Below are 12,786 nucleotides of genomic sequence, written 5' to 3'. Positions count from 1 at the left end.
TTTATAAAGATAAATTATATGATTACTAATTTTAAAAGTCATATTTTTTTATTCTATCACATAATATTACTCTTAGAGAAGAGATTATAAGCTTTTAATTATAAATATTATTATAAAAAGGCAACTAAAATTTTATTTAAGTTGCCTTTTTACTTAAAGTTTGAGATCTTCTTCTATTTTTTTTCTAACCTCTTCATCAAAATCATATATTCTAATATAGGATTCACTTATAGAATTCATAAATTTTTTATACTCATCTATACTCATAAAAGAGTTTTTAGATAGATTAAGAGGAATAACCTTACTTTCTGAAATGTATTCTTTTACGTTTACAATTAAGATTATAACTGTAAGTATATCAGTTGCGTTTGCATAATCTAATAATCTTAATGGGATATCTTCAAAATATAAGGACTCAGATGAAATTAATACTAATAAATTTCTGATTTCATCTTTAAAGTCTAGAGGTTTTAATTCTAATTTTTCAAGAAAATTTTTTATATCAATAGATTTTTCATAGACTTTATCTATATGGTTTTCTAAGATGGCTTTAACAAAGGCTTCTTCATAGTTTGCTTTTTTCTTTATGCAGCAATTATAAGAAGATAAAAAAATAAGAGATGATATAAAGTTAAGCAAGTTTAAATTATACTTGGAGGTTAGCTCATTGTATGAAGACTTAAAATCTTTATAGTAATCTTTTTCTAGTGTTGAGTTTTTAAATATAGAACAGTGTTTAAAATAAGCATAAGGGTTATTATTAAACCAATTCCTAAATTCATCTTTATTTTCAAGCAAAAATTCTAAAATTAATTCTCCTTCATCTAATAACCTTTTAAAAAGAGTTAATTGTTGAAGTTGAAAAGAACAGCCAGTTAATGTTGTAGAAGCTACTCCAGAAAAATCAGAATTTAGTCCTCCCATTATCATGTTTCGTTCACCAATTTTTTCATAGAAAAAATCTGAAAGAGTACTCTTTGATAACCTAAAAATAATATCATCTAAGGCTTCATTATTAAACAGATCTTTTTCCATAAATCTTCAATAAGAGTATAAAATCATTAGATAATATTCACCTATTGATTAGGCCTCCCTTCCTATAGTAATGTAGACATCGCTATAGTATATGCATATGATTTCTAATATGTTTATATAGGAATTTTGTTTATGAATTAATATTTACAATAATTTAGCATAATTAAAATTTTTAAATTAAATTTAGAATAAAAAAGTAGAGCTTGGCATCCGGCGAAGGACTTAACCAAGCTCTACAAAAGAATTAGCACTATACGTACCAACTGCTTAATTATAATACCATTTAAAATATAAAACTGTCAAGGATAAATTAAAATTTATGTTAATAACAATTTATTGTTCTAATAGTCAAACATTGACATAAAATTATACCTCTGAGATAATATTTATATTCTGATTGGGTTAGGAGATGATTGAAATTAAAAAAATATGCAAATATTTTTTTATTATATCATTAGTTTTAATAACAGTTTTCATGTTAAATTATTTTAATTACAGAAGAATTTCTAATGTGATAAATAGAATAGAGTATTCATATTTAGATGGCAAGGATATAAATGATTATGTTATAAAAGAGGCTAATAAAATAGTTAAAAATAAGAGGGAAAAGAATTCAAATGACTATTTTATTCTAGGATATTATAATTTAAATTTTAGTGGAAATAAGAAACTAGCTAAGGAATATTTTGAAAAGACAATAGAAAATAAAAATAATAAAACTTCAAAATTTGCTATTTTATATTCATCAAATTATTTGTGTGAAGGCTACTTAAAGAATAAAGAATTTGAGAAGGCTATTCAATGTTATAAAGACAGTTTTGAATCTTTAAGACCGACTGACTATAATAAATATCAAAAAATATTATGGAGTATTTCAAAAAATTTTTTGAATATAAATAGTGGATTAAATGAGGTTCTAAATGTATATAATACAATAAATGAATATAGTTATAAACTTAACAATAAAAATAAACTATATCTTTATGAAAGGTTGACAATAGTAAATACTATTTTAAATAAATATGCTTCTGCAATGGAGTATAATTTAAAGGTTATAGATTATGCAGTTAAAACTAAGAATAATCAAAGTAGATATAAAGCTGCAATAGAACTTGGAGTTTTAGCTAAAAGAATTGGCCAGTATGATGAAGCACTTAGAATATTAAATGACATAAATTATATAGATGTAAATAATGAAGAAATTAAAGCCGAATTAAATATATATAAATTAATAAATCAAAGTGATATAGAGGCTAGTTTAGGTAATTATGATAAATCATTAAATTATTTAAATGAAATTAACAAGTATAAGAATTATATAAATAAGGATAAATATAAGCATGTTAAAAGTTTGGAAAATATAATAAGAGCAATATGTTTAAGTGGAAAAGGAGATTACCAAGGAGCAATTAATATTTTAGCTGAGTCTAAACAAGATATAGAAGAGAATAAAATTTCTTTTTTTTATGATAAAGATATTATGTATTATGATGCATTAGCTGATATATATTTTAACAAAGGAGAATATGATTTAGCTATAGAATCGTATGAAAAGCTTTTGGATTTATCAAAAGAAAGAAATGATTTAGAGCACATAGAAAAAGCTTTAACAGGCTTAGTAAGAGCAAGTAGTAATACTGATGAATATGAAAATAAAGATAAATATATTAATGAATTATTATATTGGGAGAGATTTATAAATAAAAATTTTTCAGAAAACTATTATAATAATTCAATACGTAAATATGAATTTAATAGAACAAGAAAAGAAAATAGTCTAATAAAAATTGTTAATATAATTTTTAAGTTTCTAATAATTATATTATTTTTAATAGTTTTTAAATTAAAGATTTATTATGTTATAAATAAAATAAGACTTAGAAAAAAAATAAAAAGATATCTAGATCAAAATATGTATTTTCTAAATTATCAGCCAATAGTAGATCCTAAAAAAGAAAAAATTGTTGGATTTGAAGCACTTTTAAGATTAAAAATAGAGGATCAAGTAGTAATGCCTAACTTAATAATAAATGAGATAGAAAAAGCTGATATGATTAATGAGGTATCAATCTGGATATTAAATAAGATAATAAGTGATTATGGAGAATTAACTAAAATAAGAGGTGTATCAGGTAAGTTTTACGTATCCATGAATATATCACTAAAAGAAATTGAGGATATAGATTTTATTAAGAAGTTAGCAAATATATTAAAGGATTCAAAGTTATATAATCAAAAAATTGCAATAGAAATTACTGAGAATAATAAATGTAAAGATGACGCAACTGTTAAGAATAATATTGAATATCTTAGACGAAGTGGTTTTTTAGTTGCTTTAGATGATTTTGGAGTTGAATATTCTAATTTATCCATGTTAGAAAAATTTAACTTCGATATTATAAAGTTAGATAAATGTTTTATAGAAAATATAGAAAATTCTGATGTAAATAAATCTATTATAGAAACTTCGGATTATTTATCTTGTACAAAAAACAAAACCATTGTAGTAGAAGGTGTAGAAACAATAAATCAAGTTGATTTTATAAAGAATACAAATTCACAAAAAATTTATATTCAAGGATATTTCTATAGTAAACCTTTAAAAATAGAGGATCTAAAAAAGATTGATTTGTTTAATATTGTATAATATTAAAATTTATATTAAATTATAAAAAAATGTTGACTTTAAAAAATAAATAATATATTATTTAAAACAAGAAAAATATTTATTTAAATGCGTTGAAGAGGGAAAGTAAATATTATAAGTTACTACAGAGAGAGGTTAGTTTGCTGAGATAACCTGTAATGAGTATTATTGAAGTGCCCCTTGGAGCTTAAGTGCCGAATTAAGTAGGTGTTTATGGGAACTCCCATTATAGAGTTAGGGTATGAATGTACCTAAATAGAGATGGATATTATATATCTAATCAGAGTGGAACCGTGGAAGTATAGTCTTCTGCCTCTGTAATTTACAGGGGTAGAGGGCTTTTTTTATTATATTTTGCTGGCCAGCATATAACAATAAAATTATACTTTGTAAGCTTGGCTTTTAATAGAAAAGCTTAGCAATATTAAATAAAAAGTAATTTTATAGGAGGAAATTTTTTATGATTAATATTAAATTAATATTAGCAATTGTGCTTTCAATATTAGCAACATATGCTATATATAAAATAAGAAAAATTACAAATAAATTTTCATTTGCTACGCTGACAGCATTAACTTTAGGGGTAGTACTTGGAGTTATATTCAAGGAGAATATACTATTTTTAGATACAGTAGGAAAGGCTTATATGTCTTTAATTAAGATGATAGTAGTTCCTTTAGTAGTAACATCCTTAATAACTAGTATTGTTAGATTAGAAAATTTAGATACATTAAAATCAATAGGATTAAAGACATTTACTGTTTTATTAGGAACTACAGGAGCTGCAGCCTTTATAGGGATTATTGTAGCTAGTTCTTTAAATCTTGGACAAGGTTTAACATTTATAGGGACTGAAAATTTTAAGGCAAGAGAAATACCAGGTTTTTCTAAGGTGCTTATAGATATGCTACCATCAAATCCTTTAGCGGCTATTGTAGAAAATAAAATAATACCAATAGTTATCTTTTCAATGTTTGTAGCAATTGCGTTAGTTATTGAAGATAATACTAATAAAGAAAAAGCAAAGCCATTTAAAGATTTTATTTTATCAGCTTATGATATAGTTTTAAGAATAACTAAAATGGTATTAAGGATAATACCATATGGAGTATTTGCCTTAATAGCTACAGCAGCAGCTAAAAATGGAATGGATACTTTGATGTCATTAATATGGGTTATACTAGCTGTTTATATAGCTGCCTTTCTTCAATTTTTATTTGTATATACTCCATTAATAAGCTTTGTTGCAAGAATGAACCCATTAAAATTCTTTAAAGGAATTTTCCCAGCGCAGGTTGTAGCTTTTACAAGCCAAAGTAGTTATGGTACTTTACCTGTTACAATAAAATCTTTAGTAGAGGGTGTAGGAGTATCAGAAAATATAGCAAGCTTTGTAGCGCCACTTGGATCAACAATTGGATTAAATGGATGTGGAGGTTTTTATCCAGCAATAGTTGCAATATTTGCAGCCAATGTTTTTAATGTAGAACTTACTATTTATTCATATATACTTATAGTTTTAACTGCTATAATATCCTCTATAGGAATAGCAGGGGTACCTGGATCGGCAACAATGTCAACAACTGTAATGTTAGCGGCCTTAGGATTACCAATAGAAGCCCTAGCAATGGTGATTGCAGTAGATTCTATAATTGATATGATAAGAACCGCTACAAATGTAACAGGGGCCTCAGTTGCTGCATTAATAGTTGATCAAACAGAAAAGAGAAAAGAATATAAAGTTGAAGAATCATTACAAAGAGCATAAAATTAAAACTTTATTTTAAAATATAATACATAAATATCTAATATAAGGAGTTGAATTAAAGACTTACTAAAGCTTATTTATTAATAAGTTTTAAATTAAAGTTTTGTTCAGCTCCTTTAAGATTTATTTGATATAAGTGTATAGAAGATTTACAGTTTTTTAGATAGAATACATTCTTTTCGATCTTTAATTTGATATATATATAAATTTTATTTTATATTAAGGGTTAAATTAAAATTTAAGATTATTTTAAATAAATATAACTATAGTATTATGGTATTATTTTGGTATAGAAAGTTTTAAAAATACAATTATAAATTAATTTTTAGGGGAGTTATAATTATGATTAATTCAGAAAGTATTTTAATAGTTGAAGATGATATAGATATAAATAATTTATTAAGCAAAATTTTAGAGAAGGAAGGGTTTAAAGTTAGACAAGCATTTTCAGGATCTGAAGGTAAGATGTGTTTAGAATTTTTTGATTTTGATATGGTACTTTTAGATCTTATGCTACCAGGTATAACTGGTGAAATATTTATAGAAGAGATTAGAAAGATAAAGAATACTCCAATAATAGTTATATCAGCAAAAACTGCAATGGAGGATAAGATAAATGTTTTAAAATTAGGTGCTGATGATTTTATAAGTAAACCTTTTGATGTTAATGAAGTTTTAGCTAGGGTTGAAGCTCTTTTAAGAAGAAGTAAAATAACAAATTCAAGTGAAGTTGTAGAGACAATAAAATATAAGAATCTTATATTAGAGCCTAGAAGTAGAGAAGTTAAGGTTAATGGAGAGGAACTCCAACTTACTTCTAAAGAGTTTAAAATATTAGAACTTTTAGTCTGTAACCCAAAGAAAGTTTTCACTAAGGCAAACTTATTTGAAACAGTATGGGAAGAGGAGTTTTTAGGTGATGATAATACTATAAATGTTCACATAAGCAATCTTAGAAATAAGATAAATCTTTTAGATAATGAAAATGATTATATAAAAACTATTTGGGGAGTAGGATTTAAAATGGATTAGTTATATTGATGATTCATAAATCTCTTAATAAGATAAGTCAGATAAATATTAAATTATAGGGTGGTTTATATTTTAAATATATATTTAATTAAGGTTTAATAGAAAAATTAAGACTTTCTTAAGGTTTTCTTTAAGGTATTTTGAGACTTAAGGTTTATTATATAAACATAGATAAAGATAAAGAGAAAACTTATTAGGAGGTAAATATTTTGGGAAATATAATTTCTATAAGAAATTTAAACAAAAATTATGGTAAGAAAAATATTCTTGATAATTTAAGTATGAATCTAAAAAAAGGCGATATATATGGTTTAGTTGGAAAAAATGGTGCAGGTAAAACAACTTTAATAAGAATTATTTTATCCTTAGCTAACTATGACTCAGGAGAAATAGAGCTTTTCGGCAAGATTGATGAAAAGGAAAAGCTTCATGAGCATAAGAAAATAGGAAATATAATAGAAACTCCATCATTTTATTCCTTTCTTACAGCAAAGCAAAATCTTGAATATTATAGAATTCAAAGAGGAATAGTAGGAGAAAAATCTATTGATGAGATCTTAGAAATGGTTGGACTTGGAGATGTGGGAAATAAAAAGTTCAAAAAGTTTTCACTAGGTATGAAGCAAAGATTAGGTTTAGCTCTTGCACTTTTAGGAGAACCAGAATTGCTTATTTTAGATGAGCCTACTAATGGAATGGATCCTATGGGAATTAAAGAAGTAAGAGAAGTATTAATTAATTTAAATAAGAAAAATGGAGTTACAATATTAGTATCAAGTCATATTTTAGGAGAGTTATCACAACTTGCAAATTGTTATGGCTTTTTAAAGGATGGGAAAATAATAGAAGAGATTTCATCAGATGAACTTAATGAGAAATGTAGGAATCATTTGCTTATTAAAGTTGATGATTGTAAAAAGGCAGCAGTGATATTGGAAAAGGTTTTAGATAATAACTCATATGAAGTTTTACCTGATAGATTTATTAAGATTTATAATAAGTTAGATAAACCTCAATTAATAAACAGAGCACTAGTAGAAAATGGAGTTGAAGTTTATTCTTTAGAAAGAGTAGGAGTTAACTTAGAAGATTACTTTGTAGATTTAATTGGAGGTGAATATAATGCTTAATTTAATAAAAGCAGAACTTTATAAGGTAGCAAGAAGACCTGTATATATTACAATTTGTATAATATTTAATTTACTTATAATTTTATCTGGAATAGGCATGCATTATGCTTTCTTAGAAAGTTCTAGAATACCTGATTTCACAGCATTAGTTTTTATAACAATTAATTTTATGGGATCTATTCCATGGATAATGCTTATGTTTATAGATGTAGTTTTAGAAGAATATAAAGAAAATACTCTTAAAAATTTGATTTCTTCAAGTATATCAAGGGAAAAAGTGTATTTAAGTAAATATATAGTTCAGGTAATTATATTTTTAATTATAGAAATAACAGCAGTATTAACTATGATAGGAACTTCTTATGCTTTAGGATTAGTTGGGCCTAATGGATTTTCAGATTTTATGGAAGTAATATTAAGATTACTAATAGCGTTACCAATATATATTAGTGCATTAGCTATATATGATTTTATTACCATAATAACTAAAAAGGAAGGGTTAGCAGTTGTAGTTATATTAGGTATTGTTTCAGGAGTACCAATTATATTTTCTATATTATCAAGTGTATATGAAGGAATTTTCACTTTAATTTATCCTTATTTATTATTTAATCCTTTAAAGAGTTTAGTCAGTGAAGTTTTAACTACAAAAATAATAGGAACTAATATTATAGTAGGAATAATAAATACAGTAGTATTTTTAATTTTAGGGATTTTAGTAATAAGAAAACAAGAAGTTAAATAAAGGAGGAGGTATATTGGAAGGATTTATAATAGGATTGTCTTTGACAATCCTTATTGTGCTTTTAATAATATTTATTTTAAAAACTAAAGAAATAAATAGGTTAACTTCAGAGTTAAAAAAATTAAATAGGGAGGGGAAAATAGAAAAATTAAGATTATCACTTCCAAATAAAAATATTGAAAATTTAATAGTAGAGATAAATACCCTAATAGATGACAAAAGGAAAATGGAGAATATTTACAAGGGGAAGGACATGGAATTAAGAGAAGCCATTGCAAATATGTCTCATGATTTAAGAACTCCTTTAACTTCTATAATGGGATATGTTTATTTATTAAATGATGATAAATTAGGTAAAGAGGAAAGAAAAGAATATTTAAAAATAATAGAAAAAAGATCTGCAGTTTTAAATGATTTAATAACAAATTTTTATGGACTATCTAGAATACAAGCAGATCAGTATGAAATTAAATTTGAACCTGTTAATTTAGAAGTGGTATTGGGTGAAATTATTGCAGCTTTTTATGAAACCTTGGATTATAAATTTGGAGAACCAGAAATTAATATTGAAGAGGGATTAAGTCCTGTATTAGGTGATAAACAGGCTTTAAATAGAATATTTACCAATTTAATTGAAAACATGATAAAGCATGGTGAAGGGGAAGTAAAAATATCATTAAAGAAGAAAAAGAAATATATAGTAATGGAGTTTTCTAATAAAGCAGAAGAATTAGAACCTAAGGATGTAAATAGAATCTTTGAAAAATTCTTTACTAAGGATAGAATGAGAACAGGACAAAATACTGGCTTAGGGCTAGCCATAGTTAAACTATTAGTAGAAAAGCAAGGACAAAAGATAGAGGCTGAAAAGGTTGGAAATAGGCTTGTTATAAATATAATATGGAGTTTAGAAAGTTAAAGGTATGTAAACCTCTGAGAGGTTAGAAAAATTAATTTTTTAGAAGTATAAAATAAGCAATTTGAAATTAAATTGCTTATTTTTTATTTTAATGAATATAATTCTAAAGTTTTTCGTAAACTTTTAGTCCTTCTCTTATTTCATTAAGTGCTTTAATTCTTAGATCAACTTTTTTATTTATATGCTTTAAAAATGCGGATTCTAAGGTTCTCTTTTCTGTATATGATAACTTATCCCAAATTATTTTAGGAAAAAGATCTTTTATTATGAATGTTTCTCCAGAATTTATATAACTTAATAGATTAACTGCTTGTGGTAATATTGAATTCATAAGAAAACCTCCTTAAAACGTAAATTAAACTACTAAGTATAATATATGCTTAAAATTTTTTATTAAGAACTTTGGAAGTGATTTTAAGTTAAATAAAAGATTATAAAGTAATTGATGTTAAGTAAAAATATTAAGGTGAGTTAAATTATTATGTAGTTTTGCTCACCTTTTTTAGTGTATAATACTTATATATTTTTTTAAAATTAAATTATTAAAAGTAGAATTTAATTTCAGTTAATTATAAAGAATAAGAGATAAATTTTGAAAAATATTTGTAAAATAAAATTTGGAGGAAACAAATGAATAAGAAAAAGGTAATAGTAGTTGGGGGAGGACCAGCTGGAATAATGGCATCTTTAACAGCATCAGCTAATAATGAGGTTGTGCTTATAGAGAGAAATAATGAGATTGGAAAAAAGCTTAGACTTACTGGTGGCGGAAGATGTAATATAACTAATAATAGAGATATAGAAGAGTTTTTTGATAAGATAGTTACAAATAACAAGTTTATGTATAGTGCATTATATACATTTTCAAACTATCAACTTTTAGACTTTTTAAGCAAAAAGGGCTTAGAGTATAAGGTTGAATTAGATCAAAAAGTATATACTAAAAGCGATACAGCAGAAGAAGTTATAAACATATTTAAAAATGAATTAAATGATTGTAGAGTAAAAGTTTTATATAATACTAAGGTATGTGATTTTATAGTTGAAGAAGATGAAATAAAAGGAATAATCACAGAGCAAGGTAAAAAGATTTTAGGTGATAAAATAATAATAACTACAGGGGGAAAGAGTTTTCCTAATACAGGGTCAGATGGAGAAATGTATAGTATATTAGAAAAATATGGACATACAATAACTCCTATTCATGCAGCCTTAATTCCTCTTGTTACTAAAGAAGACTTCGTTAAAAATCTTCAAGGAGTAGCTATGAAAGATGTAGTTGTTTCAGCTAAAATAAAAAAGAAAAAGTATGAGAAGTTTGGAGATATGATATTTACTCACTTTGGAGTATCAGGTCCTGCAATACTAAAATTATCTTCTTATATAACTAAGGCTTTAGATCAAGGAGCGGTTGAGTTAAACTTAGACTTTTTAAGTGATAAATCTAAGGAGGAATTATCACAGATAATAAGAAGCAATCCTAATAAAACCGTATTAAATAACTTAAAAGGAATATTACCTCAAAACTTTTTAAAACAGATATTTGAAATGCTAAGATTAACAGAGATTAAGGCTAGTGATTTGAAAAAAGAAGATGAAAATAAAATAATTTCATATATTAAAGAGATGAAACTTACTGTAAGAGAAACTTTAACTATAAAGGCAGCTCAGGTAACTTCTGGTGGAGTTAAGGTTAAAGAAATAAACGCCTCTACTATGGAATCAAAGATTATAAAAAATCTTTATTTTGCAGGAGAAGTTATAGATATAGATGCAGAAACTGGTGGATATAATCTTCAAATGGCATTTTCAACAGGATACTTAGCAGGAAGTGATTTTTAAATTCTTTAATTAAAATTATCAAAGTAAAAACTTACAAAGGATAGGAGATTTATCTAGTAATTCTCAAAATCTCTTTGTAAGTTTTTTATATTTTAAAGGTGTAATTAGTTAATTTTTATATAATTTTAAAAAAGTTTTCAGTATTTTTGGATTAAAAAAATTTTTATAGGATAAATTAAAAAGGTATTAAAATACATTAAAAGGAGAGATTTAATTATGCTATATGATTTTAAAGTTAAGGATATTGAAGGAAATGAGGTTTCTTTAGGGGAGTATAAAGGAAAGGTTCTTTTAATAGTTAATACTGCAACAGGATGTGGATTTACTCCTCAATATGAAGGGTTAGAAGTGCTTTATAAAAAATACCATGATAAAGGGTTTGAAATATTAGATTTTCCATGTAACCAATTCTTTGAGCAAGCACCAGGAAGTAATGAAGAACTCGTTGGATTTTGCAAGTTAAATTATGGAACTACATTTAAGACCTTTGCAAAAGTAGAGGTTAATGGAGAAAATGCTTGTGAATTATACAAATTTTTAAAGAAAGAAGCTCCAATGGCAAAGGAAGATGAAACATCTTTAGGATTTTATGATAAACTAAAAGGCTTAGGATTTACCACAGAGGGAGAAGAAATAAAGTGGAATTTCACTAAGTTTTTAATAGATAAAAATGGTGAAGTTGTTGCTAGATTCGCACCTACATTTGAACCTGAAAAGTTAGATGAATTAATAGAAGAATTATTAGAAGAATAATATAGTTTTTAAGAAAAAGTCCTATGATTAGTATTAAAAATCTAATCATAGGACTTTTAATATTTTATTTAATATTTATTAACTTAATATTCATCATAGAGTAATTAATTTGTTATTAAGTGAAAGTCTAATAAAGATATACTTAATTGTGATAATTTGTAAAATTTCATAGTAGAAAGGTAAATATGAAATATTAAAATAGGGGGAAGAATGATAATTCAATGTAAAGATATAAAGAAAACATTTAAGGTTGGAGATACTTCTGTTGAAATTTTAAAGGGAATAAGTTTAGAAATTAATAAGGGAGAATTTACTGCAATTATAGGAGAGTCAGGATCAGGAAAATCTACATTTTTAAATATTTTAGGAGGTATAATGCCTTGTGATGAGGGAGAAATAGTAATAAATGAACATCATATTGAAGGTTTAAATGAAAATGAATTAGCTTTATTTAGAAGAAAAAATATGGGATTTATATTTCAAAGTTATAATTTAATGCCTCAACTTACAGCTTTGGAAAATGTAGAGATGCCACTAATTTTTTCAGGAATTTCTAAAAAGGAAAGAATAGAAAGAGCAAAATCAATGCTAGAAAAGGTTGGATTAGCTGATAGGATGAATCATAAACCATCAGAATTATCAGGGGGACAACAACAAAGAGTATCTATAGCAAGAGCTTTAATAAATAATCCAAGTGTAATACTAGCTGATGAGCCTACTGGGAATTTAGATAGTAAGACTACCATAGAAATTTTAGATTTATTAAAGGAGTTAAATAAAAATTTTAATACAACTTTTGTTGTGGTAACTCATTCACAAGTGGTTTATGAATATGCAGATAGAGTTATAAAAATGGAAGATGGTCTTCTTTGCTAATAAAATAATTAAAATTAATATTTATATAAATTAGGTGAA

11 protein-coding genes and 1 other annotated feature are annotated in these 12,786 nt (G+C 25.2%); of the genes, 9 read left to right on the top strand and 2 right to left on the bottom strand.

The features are described 5' to 3' along the window. Positions 1 to 153 precede the first annotated feature (153 nt). Complete coding sequence (locus QP548_RS06920) at positions 154 to 1,035, bottom strand: hypothetical protein (RefSeq protein ID WP_061427461.1); 882 nt, start codon at positions 1,033 to 1,035, stop codon at positions 154 to 156. Positions 1,036 to 1,546: 511 nt separating this feature from the next. On the opposite strand from QP548_RS06920, the gene QP548_RS06915 reads away from it, so the two are divergent. From QP548_RS06915 to QP548_RS06890, 6 genes are all read left to right on the top strand, one after another. Next, on the top strand, positions 1,547 to 3,682 hold the full coding sequence (locus QP548_RS06915; RefSeq protein ID WP_061427463.1) for an EAL domain-containing protein: 2,136 nt from the start codon (positions 1,547 to 1,549) through the stop codon (positions 3,680 to 3,682). Between the two features lie 83 nt (positions 3,683 to 3,765). Then, positions 3,766 to 4,002, top strand: a binding site (T-box leader). Between the two features lie 140 nt (positions 4,003 to 4,142). Then, entirely contained in the window at positions 4,143 to 5,450 is a 1,308-nt protein-coding gene (locus QP548_RS06910; protein WP_061427465.1) for a dicarboxylate/amino acid:cation symporter, read from the top strand. A gap of 342 nt (positions 5,451 to 5,792) precedes the next feature. Then, positions 5,793 to 6,482, top strand: coding sequence for a response regulator transcription factor (locus QP548_RS06905; protein WP_061427467.1), 690 nt, complete (start codon positions 5,793 to 5,795; stop codon positions 6,480 to 6,482). 209 nt (positions 6,483 to 6,691) lie between these two features. Next, complete coding sequence (locus tag QP548_RS06900) at positions 6,692 to 7,612, top strand: ATP-binding cassette domain-containing protein (RefSeq protein ID WP_061427471.1); 921 nt, start codon at positions 6,692 to 6,694, stop codon at positions 7,610 to 7,612. After that, positions 7,605 to 8,357, top strand: a complete 753-nt coding sequence (locus tag QP548_RS06895; RefSeq protein ID WP_061427473.1) for an ABC transporter permease — start codon at positions 7,605 to 7,607, stop codon at positions 8,355 to 8,357. Before QP548_RS06900 ends, QP548_RS06895 begins: the two co-directional genes overlap by 8 nt. Positions 8,358 to 8,370: 13 nt before the next feature. Beyond that, positions 8,371 to 9,276, top strand: coding sequence for a sensor histidine kinase (locus tag QP548_RS06890; RefSeq protein WP_061427475.1), 906 nt, complete (start codon positions 8,371 to 8,373; stop codon positions 9,274 to 9,276). 103 nt (positions 9,277 to 9,379) lie between these two features. Here QP548_RS06890 and QP548_RS06885 read toward each other — a convergent pair whose 3' ends face one another. Continuing rightward, complete coding sequence (locus QP548_RS06885; RefSeq protein WP_003450420.1) at positions 9,380 to 9,607, bottom strand: single-stranded DNA-binding protein; 228 nt, start codon at positions 9,605 to 9,607, stop codon at positions 9,380 to 9,382. A 299-nt stretch (positions 9,608 to 9,906) separates the two neighbouring features. On the opposite strand from QP548_RS06885, the gene QP548_RS06880 reads away from it, so the two are divergent. The 3 genes from QP548_RS06880 (at position 9,907) to QP548_RS06870 (ending at position 12,747) form a co-directional block, all read left to right on the top strand. Then, positions 9,907 to 11,118 carry an NAD(P)/FAD-dependent oxidoreductase gene (locus QP548_RS06880; protein WP_061427477.1) on the top strand — a complete coding sequence of 404 codons (1,212 nt, stop codon included), beginning with the start codon at positions 9,907 to 9,909 and terminating at the stop codon, positions 11,116 to 11,118. A gap of 216 nt (positions 11,119 to 11,334) precedes the next feature. Beyond that, entirely contained in the window at positions 11,335 to 11,871 is a 537-nt protein-coding gene (locus tag QP548_RS06875) for a glutathione peroxidase (protein WP_061427480.1), read from the top strand. A 210-nt stretch (positions 11,872 to 12,081) separates the two neighbouring features. Further along, entirely contained in the window at positions 12,082 to 12,747 is a 666-nt protein-coding gene (locus tag QP548_RS06870) for an ABC transporter ATP-binding protein (protein WP_061427482.1), read from the top strand. Positions 12,748 to 12,786: the final 39 nt, after the last annotated feature.

Source organism: Clostridium sp. UMB9555A (assembly GCF_030222355.1).
In the GTDB taxonomy this organism is placed as follows: Bacteria; Bacillota; Clostridia; order Clostridiales; family Clostridiaceae; genus Sarcina; species Sarcina perfringens.
The sequence above is the reverse complement of the archived record's forward strand: the minus strand, read 5'-3'. Positions and strand labels throughout refer to the sequence as shown.